10 protein-coding genes are annotated in these 17,809 nt (G+C 48.1%); all 10 read right to left on the bottom strand.

Translation table 11 applies throughout. From position 1 onward, the window contains the following. Window positions 1–12: 12 nt before the first annotated feature. The 10 genes from AC0YOD_RS00425 to AC0YOD_RS00380 all read right to left on the bottom strand — a co-directional run bounded on the left by AC0YOD_RS00425 (window position 13) and on the right by AC0YOD_RS00380 (window position 17,658). A complete protein-coding gene (locus AC0YOD_RS00425; RefSeq protein WP_475797286.1) occupies window positions 13–876 on the bottom strand; it encodes a carbohydrate ABC transporter permease in 864 nt (287 codons plus the stop codon). Window positions 877–881: 5 nt separating this feature from the next. Next, window positions 882–1,817, bottom strand: a complete 936-nt coding sequence (locus tag AC0YOD_RS00420) for a carbohydrate ABC transporter permease (RefSeq protein ID WP_475798320.1) — start codon at window positions 1,815–1,817, stop codon at window positions 882–884. A 42-nt stretch (window positions 1,818–1,859) separates the two neighbouring features. Continuing rightward, window positions 1,860–4,763, bottom strand: a complete 2,904-nt coding sequence (locus tag AC0YOD_RS00415; protein ID WP_475798319.1) for an extracellular solute-binding protein — start codon at window positions 4,761–4,763, stop codon at window positions 1,860–1,862. Window positions 4,764–4,896: 133 nt separating this feature from the next. After that, window positions 4,897–6,288 (bottom strand): ABC transporter substrate-binding protein, encoded by a 1,392-nt coding sequence (locus tag AC0YOD_RS00410; RefSeq protein ID WP_475798318.1) that lies wholly within the window; start codon window positions 6,286–6,288, stop codon window positions 4,897–4,899. Window positions 6,289–6,620: 332 nt separating this feature from the next. Then, window positions 6,621–7,649, bottom strand: a complete 1,029-nt coding sequence (locus tag AC0YOD_RS00405; RefSeq protein ID WP_475797285.1) for a LacI family DNA-binding transcriptional regulator — start codon at window positions 7,647–7,649, stop codon at window positions 6,621–6,623. Between the two features lie 142 nt (window positions 7,650–7,791). Then, window positions 7,792–10,614 (bottom strand): beta-galactosidase, encoded by a 2,823-nt coding sequence (locus AC0YOD_RS00400; protein WP_475797284.1) that lies wholly within the window; start codon window positions 10,612–10,614, stop codon window positions 7,792–7,794. A 429-nt stretch (window positions 10,615–11,043) separates the two neighbouring features. Then, entirely contained in the window at window positions 11,044–14,088 is a 3,045-nt protein-coding gene (locus AC0YOD_RS00395; RefSeq protein ID WP_475797283.1) for a glycosyl hydrolase family 28 protein, read from the bottom strand. Between the two features lie 99 nt (window positions 14,089–14,187). Next, a complete protein-coding gene (locus tag AC0YOD_RS00390) occupies window positions 14,188–15,735 on the bottom strand; it encodes an ABC transporter substrate-binding protein (RefSeq protein WP_475797282.1) in 1,548 nt (515 codons plus the stop codon). 31 nt (window positions 15,736–15,766) lie between these two features. After that, window positions 15,767–16,726, bottom strand: a complete 960-nt coding sequence (locus tag AC0YOD_RS00385; RefSeq protein ID WP_475797281.1) for a carbohydrate ABC transporter permease — start codon at window positions 16,724–16,726, stop codon at window positions 15,767–15,769. Between the two features lie 23 nt (window positions 16,727–16,749). Further along, window positions 16,750–17,658 carry an ABC transporter permease gene (locus tag AC0YOD_RS00380; protein ID WP_475797280.1) on the bottom strand — a complete coding sequence of 303 codons (909 nt, stop codon included), beginning with the start codon at window positions 17,656–17,658 and terminating at the stop codon, window positions 16,750–16,752. Window positions 17,659–17,809: the final 151 nt, after the last annotated feature.

Here is a 17,809-nt window from a genome sequence, read left to right as displayed (position 1 = left end):
GCCTCCATCGCTTTAGTCCTTCATGCCGGACGAAGCCATCGTTTGAATCACATTGCTTTGAGACAAAACAAACGTTACGATCGGCACCGTCATGATAATAACCGCAACTGCGGCTCCCACCCCTGCGCGGGCGATACCGCCTTGAACAATTTGTCCCATGGCGTAGTGCATCGTCTTAAGCTGCTCGCTATAAATAAAACTGCCTCCATCCGTTCCCCACAGCATTTGCATCATCAGGATGAGCAGCGTCAACCAAGCTGGCTTGACGAGCGGCATGACGACCTGCCAGAAAATACGGTATTCGCTGGCACCGTCGATCTTCGCCGCTTCCAGCAGCGCATCCGGTATTTGCTCCATGAATTGCTTCATTAAATATAAGCCGAGCGGATACGCGAACGCCGGAACGATGACAGCCTGATACGAATCAATCCATCCCAAGACAGACATGATCATATAGTTCGGAATAGCCGTTACATGCGGAGAGAACATCAGCGAAAGGACAATGACCGTGAACAGTACTTTATGACCACGGAATCTGATCTTGGCCAGCGGGTAAGCCGCAGCCGAAGCGAGCAGAATATGTCCTGCGGTGCCTGCCGCCGTAATAAAAAATGTATTGAAAATATATCTGGAAAATGGAACCCAAGAACTTTTCATCACTTGAAACAAATCCAAGAAGTTATCGAGTGTCGCATTCCTCACAAATAACGTAGGCGGGAATACAAACAACTCATCCAGTGGTTTGAATGCATTATTAATGACATATATCAACGGGACTGCCATAAAGGCACCGAACAAGCCCAGCAAAAGGAACAGCATGATATCTACTTGCCAGGAGCGGTTCACCCTTTTTTTGAGACGCACTGCCAGTTTCATCTAGCCTATTCCCCCACCCTCTTCAGCAACTTTTGAACGGCCAGATTTGAGCCTAGCATCAGAATAAACAGCACCGTTGCAATGGCGGATGCATAACCCATTTCGAACCGAATCGTACCGTAATCCACCAAGTGGGTAACGATCGTATGAGCTCCATACTGCACGCTCGGAAAACCCGCTAGAGCCATCGCGACGTCCGCTACTGCAAGGGAGGACGTGATCTGGATGACGGCGCCGAACATCAACTGAGGCCGCATCGAAGGAAGCGTAATAAACCAAAGCTCTTGCCAGCGGTTTTTGACTCCGTCCACCGCCCCCGCCTCGTACAACGTACGATCAACGGTCTGCAAGCCGGCAATGAACGCCAGAAAGCTGGTGCCCAGACTCAGCCACAATTGGACGATAATAATGATCCCAAGCATGTATTTGGTATTCTGAAGCCATAGAATAGGCTCATAGATGATCCCGATCTTCATCAGCAATCCGTTCAAGATACCGTATGAATCGCCGGAAAAAATAATTTGCCATATAAAGAACACGTTGCCTGATATCGATGGCGCAAAAAATACGAGCGTCATAAATGCTCTGACCTTCGGTTTAAGCTCATTAATGAGCCAGGCAAAGACGAAACAGGCAATATAGCTGACCGGTCCGGTAATAACGGCAAAGATCATCGTATTTTTCAGCCCGATCAGGAATACGTCATCATTCCACAACAGCTTGGAGTAGTTCTCCCAGCCAATCCAGCGGGGAGCCTCCAGCATATTGAAACTCGTAAAGCTGAAAAAAATCGATATAACGACAGGGAGTACGGTAAATAACAGGAACAATAGCACATATGGAGCCAGCAGGACGTAAGCATGCCGATCCCGCTTTATGTCCTTGACAAACAACTCCCACTTCCCTTGCAACCGAGCAGAGCGGCCCTTCGGCTGCATCATAATCTCGGCCGCGATTTTCGTTTTTTGCAAAAGAGTCCCTCCCTAGTCCTTCCCGTCCAACTTGAACTCGTTACGTTTTTCCGTGATCTCATAGTCGATTTCCTGAACATAGTCATACAAGGCGTCGGCCGTGTTCGTACCGTTGTTGATCACTTCGCGAAGCGCGTTGTCGAGATGCCTTCCTGTGAAATAACCGCCCGGCACCTCTGGCACACCCTGCACCCATTGCCATTGCTCTTCGAGATTGAGATAATCGCGAGCCGGCCACGGCAGCTCCTTGAGCGCTTCGATATTGGCCGTTGGATAACGCGCTGCGGCGCCCATCAGCCCTTCCATCTCTCTGCCGAAGCGTACCTGCGCGTCCTTGCTTACCCACCATTTCATAAACTCCCAGGCCGCATCCTTGTTCTTGGCCCCCTGGAGCATAATCGCGGCTGTTCCGCTGCTGGCGACATCTCGGCGAATGGTACCGTCAGGTTGCTTCAATCCCGGAACTGGAATGAATTCCCATAAGCCCTTGATTTCCGGCGCAGATACAGTCAAATAGTTGTAGAAGGTGTAATCCTGAATGCCAACCGGCATTTCGCCCGTCCGGAAACGCATTGGAAAATCAAAGATCAACGGAAGCTTGTAGCTCGTATAGAAGTCGGTCCATTTCTTGAATGCGCTTAACCCAATCTCCGTATCCAGACCGCTCTTGGCACCGTTGTTCAAGTAGAACGATCCGTCCATCTGGTATAACATCATCGCATAGGCACGGTTCGCCTCCAGCACGGGCACACCCGTTGTCTGTGCAACCGGAAGGGCGAAATCCATGTGATTTTTCTGCAGAACCGGGATCATCGCATATACATCCTCCCACGTTTGCGGCGGGTCCAAATTCAGCTCCTCCAAAATGTCTTTCCGGTAAAAGAGCATATTAAAGATTTGCTGCTCAGGCAGACCAAATACTTGACCCTCAAACTGGTAAGGAACAGTCGCACTGTCTCTGAACTGTTTCACAACCGTCTCGTAGTCCGGAAATTTCGTCAAATCCTCCGCTGCACTCCGCATACCGAAATTGACCGGCACATCGTTTCCAACCTGCATGCCCACATCGGGGCCTTCACCCGCGAGCGACGCACGAAGAAGTACATCCTGATTAACCAGCTTAAGATTTACGCCAATTCCGGTAAGCGGTGTAAACGAATCGTCAATCATCGCTTTCAGCACTTGCGCCTGATCGCGTCCCGTTCCGATCCATACCGTTATGGACTCCTGATCTTCAGCCGTGTTTCCGATCGTATTGTAATCTTCAAAAAAGGAATGGAAGAAAGACGATACCTCGTGAACGACTTTTTTGCCAAAAGAAGCATTCGCTTTAGGCAGCTTTTTGTCAGATGAAGCAAGAAGCAGATAATCAATTTCGAGAGGCTGCTCTCTAACTTCGAGAAGCCAGGCACCGACGCTGCCTACATTGATTTTGAATTGACCCAGCCGCTTTTGAACCGTATCCGGTTTTTTCGCCAAATCTGCCAGCTGATAAGCCGTTTTGTTCAATACAGCGGTTTTGTCGCTCTTCTCGCCCGTTAAGCGTACTAGCTCTTTCGACACGGCATACAAAATGTCGCTTTGTTTCTTAAACACTTCAACCATGTCGGGAATTTGTTTATCTAATTGATAATCTCGGTAAGGATCTGGCACATTACCGGTAATCATCAAGATTTTTCGATACATGGCATTAATTTCGAGCACGCTTGCCTCTACTTGGCGAATCAGTGATGCGACCGCACCTAGACTTACCTCAAGCTTCAGTTCGTGCTTACCTTTGGTCAAATAGAATAAATAAGGCTCTTCTTCGCTGCTAAGCACGTTCATCTGCCAATCCGAGTCGTAATAAAACGGAATTTGCGTCATTTCCTTAAACGGGATTTCCCCGTCAATCCATAGCGAGCGTGTGGAGTAAATACCCCGCAGCAATTCTTGTCTGCTCTTAAGAGCAATGCGGTATAATCCGTCCTCCGGTGCCTCGATTTCCCAAGTGATCCATTGACCTGGCACTCGCCAGTTGTTGCCGCCGATCGTATTCATTCTGATCTTCGACACGTCATAAGGTTCTGTAGACGGACTGGAACGGTCGGGAATGGGATATAAAGTCGGAGATGATTTGTATATGGCGTTCTCGCCCTGAACTTTGATCAGATGCCCGCTAGTCTGTTTATAACCTTTAGAGTCATAGTCAGCCTTCACCTCTTCGTAAGCAGCAGGCGCATCATATCGATACAATTTGATGTGGTCGATTGCCATCGGTTCTCTGGAAGACACGAGTGTCAACGTGTGCTTGCCAGCTGAGAAATAGAACATGTACGGATCTTCGTAATATCCCTCTGTATCTCTTAGCAGCGATTCCTGCCACATCGGCGATTCGATTTGGCGCGGCCGCAGCTCATTGCCCCTGTTATCTTGCTCGATTTGCTCGCTCTCGTTTTTCCATACGCGGTTAAAAGTCAGGTTTTTGGCACTGGAGAACGGAAACTCTCCATCGATCAACAACTCCCTTTCGATTGCGGAGCTTTTGCCTTCTATCGGAAAATAGCGAATGGCGATATGATATAAACCCGATCTCGGTACCTCGAGTTCCCACCCGATTGAACCGCTTTCCCCCGTCTTGACGAAATCGCCCGATATTCCGCCTAGCTCGCTTACGATTTCGGGGTTCATTTCATTAGCGCTTGTATAGTCCGCTCCTTGGATCACGACCTCATCACTCGGCCGTTCTTCATCTTTGTACTGCTGCAAATAATGGTCGTAGCTTTTCTCCGATGCGTTCTTCAAGGCGTTCTGATCGATGATTGCATCGGCTTCTGTATTTGTTGCGGCCCCAGTACCTGCCGCGTTGGACTGAGGTATAGGGAAAACCAATATCGAGATCAGCATAGTGATGACAATCAGCCAAGAGACGGTCATTCTGGAAAAGGCGATTTTCACCTAATTTCCCCCTTTTGCAAACTAGCGGAATCTTATTTTGTCAGCAGCCACCCGGTCGTCCGTAGTTGGAAAACCGGGCAGTCTGCCTGTACACTTTTATTATTTTTTGAATCTACTCTTTCTTCTCTTCAACTTCACCTCTTAACACCTTATCAGCAGCCGCTTGTGCGGGTCCGATAACTTGAGCGATACCCGTCGACGGTGTAATTTCACCTTTAACGAACTTGCCTGTCACGGAATCGAGCAGATCTTTAACGCCCAAACCACCGAAGCGTCCGCCGAATACCCGTTGTACCTTGCCAGCTTCATTCATTGCATTGGCAATGGAGGTTTCATCCGGCAGCACATTTTCAAGCCAAAGCTGGCGATTTGGCTGCCAGTTATCGAAATCTTGCAGCTCTTCCCAAATTCTCACGATAGCTTCCGCATCCTTGACGCCTTTAGGGATGACATAAGCAGCTGTTTGTCCGAGCGGATCTGTATAGGATACTGCATTCGGTGATTTAGGGAAGTAAACGTAACCCCACTCATCCTTCATCTTATCTGTCAGACGTCCCTCGATTTCCCACAGACCGCCTGGGTACATAGCAATTTTGCCTTCCGCGAAATATTTCGCCGGATCTTCCCAGTCATTTCCTTCGTTCTCTTTCACAACTTTATGTGTGTTGTACAGCTCGTACTCGAAATTAAGCGCTTCCATCGCAGCTGGAGAATCAAAAGCTACTTTTTTGGAAGCTTCATCGTAGATAAGGCCGCCGTTGCTTGCGATCAACTGCTCCGAGAAAATATAATGTGCGCCAGCAAGACCATATTGGTCAATTTTGCCGTCACCGTTATTGTCTACAGTTAGTTTCTTCGCAGCATCAAGCATTGTCGTCCAGTTCCAGTTCTCCTCGTCCAGCAATTGTTGAGGATCTTTTAAGCCAGCTTCCTTGAAGATACGTTTGTTGTAGTACATGCCGGAATCGTTGGCGTTGAACCAGCCTTCTAGACCGAATACATGCTCACCGCCAAAACGCATGGAATCGATTACGTCCGGGGCAACACGCGTATTATTCAGGTAATCTTCCAATGGCGTTAGGAATCCGCCATTCATAAGTCCCCATATGAATCCGTCAGGCAAGCGGACGATTTCCGCAAAAGGATCGTTGGCCATAACGGAGGACGACAGTTTCTCAGAAGTCGACCAGTATTCCGTGTTTAGATATTTAATTTTGACGTTGTATTTCTCTTCGACCTTTTTGATTCTTTCGCGCGCTAATTCATCCGCTTCCGAATCTCCGACTGGTGTTGCATCCCACCAATGCGAAATCCGAATTTCTCTGCCGCCCAAATCAGGGGCAGACGGTTCAGGCTCTTCGCTCGGCGCTTCGGTTACAGCTGGTGCTTCAGTTGCCGGTGCCTTGGTTGCCGGTGTATTTCCTCCGCTGTTGCTACTGCATGCAGACATAATCATCAACATGGCTGTTAATAAAACTATCAACATCGGTTTCACTTTTTTCATCTGTTTCACTGTTAAACACACTCCCCTTAATGAATGATTAAACGAATAAAAACAAGACGTTTCGGTTAAAAATTCGATTCTATCCTCCTCCCAAAACAGCACATCCTGATCGCTAACTCGGTTATGAAAGGGTTTTCATGAAACCCATTTCATTATAGCTCGATTCCAATTACTGGTCAATAATAAAGTTTATATTTTCCAGTGTTGGCACAACAGATATTGCTGCAACTCAACCTTTCTACCGAACAATAAATAATAAAAGAGCAGCAACCAGAAAATCTGGATGCTGCTCTTTTAGGAAGAATTTCACTTTTATGAGTGCTGTAACGAGCTCATCGCTTACGGGGTCCCGAGCTTTGCCGAATAATAAGCTGAGGCTCCAGCGAGGTAAGCTTCTTAACTTTTTCTTTGTTCATCATCGCTTTAAGCACTTTAACTGCCGTCCTGCCTAGCTCGTGTGCCTGCTGGGAAACGGTAGTCAATTCGGGAATAAAATGATGCGCCAACGGAATATCGTCAAATCCGACGATAGACATATCGTCCGGAATCGTCAGTCCTGCCTCCGTCACCGCCTTGATCGCTCCGATCGCCGTATAATCATTGACACAGAATACCGCAGTCGGCTTCTCCTTCATCGCGAGCAGCTTCAGCATTTGTCTCTTGCCCGAATCAATGGAGAAGCTGTCGGGCAGCAGCCATTCCTCACGGACATCAAGCCTTCCATCCTTCATCGTCTTACGGAATGCCCGCAGCTTAATGGAAGTCGTTGTCATATGGCTTTCTCCGCCGATGAATCCGATTTCTGTATGCCCCAGTTCAATCAAGTGCCGGACCGCAAGAGCGGTGCCCGCCGACTCGTCCGTTGCTACCCTAATTAAATCGGTGCCCCGCAAGGATCCATTGACTAGTACGGTTGGAATGACGCTAGCACACTGCACGAGCTCCTGTACTAGATGCTCATCGCAATTCTTTAGATTGATCCTTCCGCCCAAGAAGATAATTCCGTCCACACGTTTCTCCCGCAGAATGCTGAGATATTGTGATTCCTTAGCATAATCGCCGATCGTATTGCTAAGCAGGAATGTTTGTCCTGACTGCTGGGCTTCTTCCTCCGCTCCAGCGAACACTTCCGGGAAGAAGGGATTGGTTAAATCGGGTACAATTACGCCAATAATTCCAGTTTCATTTGTAAGAAGGCTTCTGGCCATCGCATTAGGCTGAAAGTTGTATTTTTGAATAAGTTCTTCAATCTTGGCACGGGTAGATCCCTTTACCGGAGCGGTATCGTTTAATACCCGGGATACAGTCGAAACCGATACATTTGCTTCCTTTGCAATATCATATATGGTGACCTGTCTCAAGCCTAACGCTTCCTTCCTGATTTCACGTCTAGCCCCATTATAACAAAGACGGACATGGTATGTAATGTGTTACATTTATCATGGTTAAAAGGGACAGGCTCGTCGTTTCAACGATCGTTCCTGCCCCATCTATAAAACCTAATTACGTTTCATTTAGCGGTTGCCAGCTTCGATTCGATTGCTCGTCAAAGAAGAGTCTTACCCGATCTGGCCGTCTGCCTTCTTCATCAAAAAAGATCAGCTCATTGCCGGTCTGCTTTAGCCACGCCATCGGAACTTTGTAATCCTCCTGAGGCCCAATTTGCCAATAGCGCCCCAGGTTTTGACCGTTAAGAAGCAAATAGCCTTTGCTCATTCCCGTCATTCGGAGCTTTAGCTTAGGATTTATATCCTCTGGAATTGCAGGAAGATCGAACTTGCTAAGATTCCATGCTGGTCCGGTTCCTATGAAGCCTGAGCCGGAGCCTGCCTCAAACTCCATTACGTCTTTTATTAAATCTGTAGACCAATTTTTCAGTTCCCGTGATCCGTTGTATGTTAGCAGCTCCAGCCGATTCATGGGGGTTTGTGAAACCGGCATTTCAATCAGGTTGCTGCCATTGACGAGATAGGCGGAAATGTCGACTGCATGGTAGGCAAACCAATTCTGATAGCCATCCATAGCAATCTCCTTACCGTTAATTCGAAGCCCGCTGCTTAACGCTCCAACCAGTATGGCATGGTCATTTCCCACCAGTTCGAACGTTCGCGTAAGCACAGAAGCAAAAGGTGCGGCATGCACCTCGTCCAGATGGACGACCTCTTCGCCGCAATACCAGCCTCTTCGCAGATCGACAGCCGAGCCATCCCTATATACCGGTCCGAATATACCCTTTTCTTCACCCAAGAATGGAGAAAAATTGAGACTGCCCATATGCTGAACAAGCAGCTGAATCTTATTGTGTCCCTTTGAAAGCCGAACGACAGTAGACGCCGCACCGACCTGGCGAATCATCGCTTGCTCTCGTCCGTTTACAAACAGACGTGCAGAATCTTGAATCGCTGAGAATACAAGAGTGCTGTCATGATCCCGATCACACTCCACATCACTGCTGTAAATGAGATAGCCGAATGCTTGGCCAAGCTCCGCAAATCCTTGCGGACGTTCGGCAAGCTCGCCTGATCCATGTGAAAGAAGATTTACGCTTTTCCTTTTCCACTCCGACAAGCTTGGAGAGAGCAGCGGTTTGGTCACCTTGCCTGAGTCGCGTACTGTTCTGCACTGATGATCCTGCTCGCCGCCGTCTTTACGACCCCAATCCCCTAGAAGGAACGGTTCGCAATCGGAACCGCTACTTACTCCGCTTACGCTGCCTTCGGCTCCTAAGTCCATATCCTCCCAGCCGATTGCCCAGCGGACTTCGTCCCCTTGGAGCCTCCATGCCCGGTCCGACATATAGCCGTTTAACGTTATTACTTCGACAAGCTGCTCGCCAACCTTCAACAAAATGCGTTGCGACGTTTGGAAATGGAACACGTCCATCCGCAGTGTTCGGCCATCTATGCTGCTCTCATGCGGCATACTTCCTGGGTTATCATATTGAATCGCTTGATCCGCTTCGAATATGACATGCGTACGCACGCCGTCGTCTCCCGCCAATATCACGGTTTGGACTTCGCCAATTCGGTCGTTCCCGATCAAGAATCCGCCGCTAGTGAGCTTTAGACCTGAACAAATTTCAATCCGATCAAGAATCGGAACGATTTGCCCCGGCTTGATCGACACAGGTAGCGTTCGTCCACTTTCGAGCGTAATCGGAAACATTCCCTTCTCCTGCTTGGTACTTTCGGCAAACCAAAGCTTCTGCCCGTTCCACTCTCTGCCTTGGAGCCGAATACCTTCCTCGCAACGCGCCTCGCAATTGTCCATCGGCTCCGATTCCAGTAAAAAATCGCCAAGCGCTTGCGTGAATAAGGATACCTTTTTTGCCGTTCTATATTTGGCCGTAATTCTACCGTATTCTGACAAAGGAGCGTCGTAATCGTAGGAGGTCACCATATAAATATCGCTGCTTCCTACCGTACGCCCGCCGTATCCCCCAAAGTTGGTGCCGCCGAAAAACATATAATGGCTGATGCCGTCAAAACCGGCGCGAATCGCCTCCATCATCCGCTTTTCATACAAATCGGGCGTTTTCTGAGTGGCAGCTGGCGCTCCCCAATGCTCGAACCATCCTGTCCAAAACTCGGTCACAAGCTTCGGAACGCTTGGCTGCTTTCGCATCAACTTCTCATAATGTCCATCTGCGCCTGACCAAAAGTTAGCCCCTTCTATCGTTCCTTCCGCGCCTCCCTCACAGGTAATCAACGGCACGTCAATTCCTCGTTCCAACAAAGCATCGCGAAGGCCGTTCATATAAGACATGCCAGACTCGTCACCGGCCAAATAGCCATATTCATTCTCGACCTGTACCAGAATAACGGTGCCGTCTTGTGTAATTTGACGAGAATGGATAATCGGAACAATCTGGTCAAAGTATAGATAAACGTAACGAAGATACCCTTCGTTGTCCGTTCGGAACTGAATATTTTCTTTTGTTTTGAGCCAATAAGGAAAACCGCCGAAATCCCATTCTGCACAGATGAACGGACCCGGCCGCGCGATTACCCACAATCCTAACTCAGCGCATAAATCAAGGAAAGCGCCACAATCATTGTCGCCGCTAAAGTCCCATTTTCCTTCTTCTGGTTCATGTACGTTCCATGCAAAATAAGTATCGACGCAATTCATCCCTGCAAGCTTCGCCTTGACAAGCACTTCTCGCCATTCCTGCCTGGGCATCCGAAAATAATGAATGGACGCGATGTTCAGAAACACTCTCTTTCCCCCGATTATAAAGCTCTTCGCATCATAATGAAGCAGTGTTCCTTGCTGTGTATTGTCTATTATCGTTTGTAATCCAGAGTTCTCAAGCGTATAAGTCATGAATCTCTTACCTTCCTCTCTGAAAGCAATGTCTTAGTCAAATCGCTGATCGAATACATGAATTCGCTAAGCATAAAAAGCAGCAATTAACGTATTTATTATTTCAGCAGTAATTTATGAAATGGGTTTCATAAATGGCAACTAAATTATAGAACTACTTTGCAAATGTTGTCAACGTTTACCATATCATTCGTTTCTTTCCGCCCTCGCCATTTGTGTTCACCCTATTTTTTAGCTCAATGATAATAAAATAGACGCCCTATATAAGGACGTCTAAGCTATATTACGCTTTAATAAAGTTTTATCACCATCTAGCTGTTCGCCTTATAAAAGGCAATTATTCGTCGGTGAAATTATCTATTATTTTTAGTCAGATACAAATCTATAGATACAAACTAAAGACTCCGTCCGCATAATGATAATTGATAATTACGGGCTGTTCACAACCATAACATCGTCAAAGTAGTAGGCACCGGTCGGCATTTCACCCGAGGCGAACAGAATGGCTCCTACATTGGTCGTTCCTATTTCCAATGCGAAATCGTCCGCTTTAAGAATACTATCGATATACAGATCATAATGATTCGTCGCTGTATCGATAAGAAGCAGCAAATCGTACCATTGATTGACGTTATAACTCATAAGCAGTCCCCATGCAGTGCCATTATTCGCATAAATATTTCCACCAACATTAAAGCCGACTTGCAGAAGCTCGGCGCCGTCTGCATTGTTGACTATCAATGACTTCCAGTTAGTCTTATCCGAAATATTTATTTTCGCCCTTACAGTAACAATTCCGCCCGCAGGTATGAAGGTGCGCTTGCTGGCGATTGCTCCGCTTCCAGTCTTGTTCACCCGAACGCTCTTGTTGGTTGAGCTTGGCATATGCTCAACTGTAATACCGGGGCTGCTGGTCCAATCGAGAGGCGCCGTGGCCGCGTTTTGATCATCGAATTTTTCGGTAAGAAGCGGCAGTACAACCGTTACCTTCACATTGTCAAAGTAATACGTTCCGGTCGGCGTTTCGCCCGAACCAAATCGGATGAAGCCGATATCATCGCCCGACGTCTCAAGTTGCCAGTTATGTGCAATGCGAACTCCATCGACGTATAGATCAAAGCGACTCGATATGGTGTTAATGACAACGCGCACGTAATACCATTGATTAACGTTGTAACTCATCAAGGGCGACCAGCTCGAACCGTCGTTTGCGTAAATGTGGCCCCCGCTGTCAAACCCAACCTGCAGCAGTTCCGCTCCGGCTGAATCGCTTACGATCATCGATTTCCAGTTCGTTTTGTCCGCGATATTCATGCTGGCCTCCACTGTGACAATACCACGGGAGGCAGGAATTGCCCGGGATGTGACAATATCTCCGCTTCCGGTCTTGCTCACTCGCACGCTTTTGTTGTCCGCGTCAGGGATGTTCTTCACTGTGATCCCTGGGCTGCTGCTCCAACCGATCGGCGCCGTCCCGGCCGTCTGCTCGTCGAAGCGATCGTCCAGAACCGAATCGGACGGGGAGAATTCGACACCAGACACACTGCCCTCGAAGCGCATATTGCCCGACAAGGCATTGGTCACAAACGCCCCGGCTCGCTTGTAATCGGTAAACCTGATATCACTGACAGACGCGCTTCCTGTTCCCTTGATCAAGGACTGCATTTCTCCGGATCCGTAATAATCAACATTTTCCAGAGTGACATCCTGTATGCCCGCCCCATCACCTTCACCTGGAAAGCGCTCGTCGATCCTAAACTGGAAAATCATTGAATGAGCAGGGTCCCTGAACTGCTCTATTCGGATATCCTCGAACCGGATATTGCTGATCTCGTTGCCACCGTTTGGCCACAGCTTGAGAACGCCGTTGAACTTGTTCAAATCGTAGACGCCCTGCTGAGCAAGCACATCGATATTACTAACAGTAATGTTCGTAATATCCGCATTGGCGGCGGTTCCGAGTCCAAAAAGCACGATATGCGCGTCGTCGCCCCACAAGACGCTGTTGCGGAAAATATTATGCGAGCCAGCAGCGTAATGGTACATGACCAGATTATCATCGTTTGTCCGGATGAAGACACCTTCAACCAGGCCATAGCTACTGCCGCTAAAATGAATGCCGTCCGCATTGATCATATTACCGAAAATATTAACGTTTCGAACGACCGGCCTGGTCGAAAAATTCATTACAATAGTCCACATCGGAGCATTCATCACTGTGATGCCCTCAACCTTATTGTCCGTTCCACTGACGATCCAGATCGCCCCTGCGCGGCTTTCCGCCAGCGTGGCCGGATAATGCGTCAACTCGGCGGCATCAACTATGCCTCGCCCGGTTATTGAGATATTGCTGAGGCCGTCGGCCATAAACGAACCTTTCACAATCGAACCGGCTTCTAGGTAAACCTTATAGTTATCCTCGGCAAGGAAGAAGGATTCTCCTGCATGCCAGTTCCCATATTCCGAGCTCGATCTCCACGTCGTATTCGGATTGCCATCCGCAATTCGTTCATAGCCGGGCAATGCTCCGGCGATCGCGTTATCCAAGGCCAGGTTCACGGCGTCTCCACTCGCGTACAATTCCAGCTCATTGACAAACGCACTTAAAAAATCGCGACCAGAGCCATTATTGCCAGTTAGCATAAGCCGGACATAACGAGCATTTGTCGCTGTAAACGTCTGATCAACTGTTCCATCAACCGTATTTCCCCTGCCGTCGTAAGCGATTTCATAATTATCAGCCTCATGCTCCTTTGCTTCAAGAACGAAAGAAGGCGGATATACCGTCGACGACACTCCAGCTCCCTTCCCCGGATGCAGGACAAGCCTGTTCAACGAATAAACGGCACCCAGATCCAGCTCGACCCACATTCCTCTCGGGAGTTGATGCACGCCGGGCTTGAAATAATAGGTGTCCTTGCCAGCCGGCAGTCGCAACGGAATTTCATCGTCCGGCTCAATGACATAGACATTGGAAGCCGTATCCTGAACGACATTCTTCTCGATCGGATTGGTCACCAGATGCAGCACTTCTTCTTCCCAGTCATCGTTGATTCGCAAGGCCAGCTTGCGCGGAGAACCTTCGTTCTGGGTCATGGAGAAAAGCAGAGTATTACCTGATTGGATCGTTGTGATGCCGTACGAAGTCGGTCGAAGGTCATAAGCGGCTAGCGCGCCGCGGGCATAGGTCACCTTCACGTCGACCGTGCCATTAAAGTCGAAACTCACCATCGAGGACGGCACCTGCGACCCGTCCTGATGACCAACCTTGACATTGTAAACGAACAGATCGTTCCAAGCCGTCTCCCCCGCAGCACGAACCTGAACCTCAAATGTGGCGTTGGCGACCGTTCCCGCAGGCGGCTCCCAGACCGACAACTCATTGCTCGCTGCGGCAGCCAGAACATAAGGCGAGCCATAAGTCAGACCTGCAGCCAAGCAGAGCGAAGAAATCAGAATCTTGAACCAGATCATCGCTATCCCATCCCCTCGTCCGATTGACCAAAAGGAGGCATGTTTTACCATGCCCCCGTAACTATCCAATAGCAGTGGCTCTCTCGCCAAGCTTGCAGCCTACTTATTCTGAGCCCATTCGTCCAACTGCTTTTGCTTCTCCGCGATTACCTTGTCCAATCCGGCTGCCTTCATCGCTTCAATGTACTTTGGAATGTACACTTCGGGGTCAACGGAACCCGAGATAATTGCATCTTGGTATTGCTGTGTTACATTAATTAAAGCCGCGACCTCATTTTTGACCGGTTCCGAATCCCATGCGAAGCCAAGAGCGATCGACTTTTCCGCTTCCTCATTAAACGCACGGAGAGCGTTCCACTTGTTCGGGTCTTCAGTTGGGAAGAGATACGTATTCATTTGATTACCGAACATCCAAGGCTCATTACGGTATCCAACGCTTTGCGCAGCCAAGCCTTCTGGATAATCGATTACCACATCCGACTTTTTCACAAAATGTTTGTCTTCAAGACCAAAGTCAAGCATGTTGACCAATGTTTTGTCGTTGTATAGCAAATTTAGGAACATCATCGCTCTCTCCGGGTCCTCGGACGTTTTGGATAAAGCGAGCATAATCCCCGCTACCGTTCCCGTTGTCGTATATGGCATGTCCAGTTGCTTCTGCACGACCGGGAATCCCCATGCCATAGACATCTCGGCATCTTTGCCTGGCTTTAGCTCCTGAACGACGGCGAAAGCTTTGCCGGCTTGCATTAATCCCCAATCCTTCACGGTCGCCGCATCCTTGTTAATCAGCCCCTCTTTATACCAACGATGAGCCAATTTGGCGGTCTCCATATATTGCGGAGAAGCGACCTTGTCGATGACCTGTAAATCCTTACTGCTCCGGTCTAACACACCGTAACCATCTCCCAAATTGTCGTACTGTCCGTTTGTGACAAAGGTTCCGAGAAATCGGTTGTTGCCTTCAAATAGCGGCGTAATGCCTGGCTCCTTATCTTTGATTAGGCGCAACACCGGCTCAAGATCCACCAGCGTTTTGATTTGATCCAGATCGATATCATACTTATCTACCAGCGCCTTGTTAAAAAGAAAACCGTTCGACACGGCAAACTCCTTGTTGGTCGGCGTACCGTAAATTTGACCATTCACCTTCATTCCGGATAAAATCTCGTCGCCAAGTACTCCCTTTATATCCTGCCCGTGCTGGTTGATCAAATCATCCATCGGCAGATACGCTCCCTTGGCAACATTACTGTAGTAACCGAGTGTTGATGAGGACACAACGATATCAAATTTCTCCTTGGATGCAAACATCAGATTCGTTTTTTCCATCCATGAGCCCCAATCGATTGGCTTCAGCTTAATCGTCGCATTGATTTTTTCCGTCAAATATTCGCTCAATGCGTCCTCAATCAACTGCAAATCCTTTGGTGCGTCTCCCGGGTATACAAGTGTAATCTTGTATGGCTTCAGCTCTCCCGAACTTTCACCCTTCCCGCCATTTGACGCAGAATTGGTAGGTGACGGGCTCTCGCCTCCATTACTTGAGGACGGCTCAGACTTGCTGTTTCCGCAACCCGCTAATATAAGACCGATACTGCATACAATGACTGCCAACTTAAATACTTTCTTTCTTACAACCCACATCGTAACCCCTCCAATTGATTTGTACATGAACTTAGCCTTTTACAGCCCCGACAGTCAAGCCCTTAACCAAATATTTTTGAAAAAACGGATAAGCGAGTACAATGGGACCGATACCTATGATCGCCATCGCCATGCGCACCGTTTCTGTCGGCATCTCCGATAGCAACTTGCCAATGTTCGAGTTTTGCGTGTTGGTTTGCAGGAATTGAATGCTTAGCAGCGTCTTTGTCATCAAATATTGTACAGAAACCAACTTATTGTCATAAATGAACACCAAGCTGTTAAACCAATCGTTCCAGAAGCCAAGCGTCGTAAACAATCCAATTGTGGCTAGCACGGGGAGTGACAGCGGCATAACGATTCGGAAAAACGTCCGCCACTCCCCCGATCCGTCAATCTGTGCAGATTCAATAAGCGAACTCGGAATCGACTGACTGAAAAACGTTCGCATAATAAGGATGTAGAAGCCGTTCATCAGCAAGTTTGGCACAATGAGGGCAAAAATCGTATCTTTGATATGAAACAAATTCGTGTATACCAAATACCAGGGAACCAGACCACCATTAAATAAAATCGTGAAAAACACGATAAAGGCGAGCGCATTGCGCTGTGGAAAGTCTCTGCGGGACAACGGGTATGCGAGCAGAGAAGAAATAAGCAGGCTTATTGTCGTCCCGACGACAGTAACGAAAACGCTGATTCCGTAGGAGTGCAGCAAGCGATCGTAATCCGCAAGCAAATAGCGGTAGGCATCCAGACTAAACGACTCTGGAAAGAATGAATATCCGTTTGCCATAATGGCCTGTTCGTTCGTAAAAGAAACGATGACAACAAGAACAATCGGGATCATACAAACCACGCAAGCTGCAATAAAGAAGAAATGAATCGCAACCTGAGCCAACATGGAGTGCTCGCGAATTTTCCTCTGCGCTCCCGCAGTTGGAGCGGACGGCGCAGTTGCACCAGACGGAGCATGTCGTTTTGCTTTCATGAGATGACCTCCTTCCGAACGCGTCAAAACAACGCGCTCTCTCTATCAAATTTCCGTATTAGCAGATTGGCGGTAAAAACGAGCAGAAATCCTACAGCCGACTGGAACAAACCTGCGGCGGACGACATGCCGATATCACCGCTTTGAATTAGCGCCCTGTACACATACGTATCGATCACGTTCGTCGTTGGCAGTAATATGCCAGTATTCAGCGTCACCTGGTAGAATAATCCGAAATCGGCGTAGAAAATGCGGCCGACGTTAAGCAGCGTCAGCACGATAATAACCGGCTTGATGAGCGGCAGCGTGATTTGGGTCATTTGTTTCCAGCGATTTGCCCCATCAAGTCTGGCTGCCTCATAATATTCCTGGCTAATTCCTGTCATCGCCGCAAAATAAATGATGCTGGAGTAGCCGATATATTTCCATGCGTTTACAAGCACAAGAATGTACGGCCAGTACTTGGACTCCATGTACCAGGAAATCGGAGCCAGACCTAGCTTTGAAAGTACAGCCGAATTGATGAATCCGTATTCCATGCTTAGAAAACTATATACAAGGTAGCCGACGATACTGAAAGAAATGAGGTAGGGTAGCAGAAGCACGCTTTGATAGAAGCTCTGCATTACTCGCTTTCTGATTTCGTTAAGCAGCAGCGCAACTGCCAAGGCGAAGATCAGGTTGAATACGATAAATACCGCATTGTACAGCAATGTATTTCTCGTAATGATGTAAGCATCTTTGGTCCCGAACAGAAATCTGAAGTTCTCGAATCCCGCCCAAGCACTTCCCCAAAGACCGTCCGTATAATTAAAGTCTTTAAATGCAATAATGCTGCCAAACATCGGAAGATAGTTATTGATGAACAAATAAATCAAACCCGGCAGCACCATGATCCATAAGGACCTGTGCTTGCTTAACGTCTTTGGCATTCGTGGCTCACTCCTTTTCTCTCTGAATCCATCATAAGTGAAAACCACTAGAACAAATGTCACCTCCGATAGCACTATTGTTACTCCCACACCTGTAAGCCCTTGCGTAAGAAGAAACGACTTCGTCGTCCTAATATAAGGACGCTCGGTT

Source organism: Paenibacillus sp. J31P13 (genome assembly GCF_056269295.1).
Note: the sequence above shows the minus strand (reverse complement) of the source record. Positions and strands in the feature narration are given on the sequence as shown.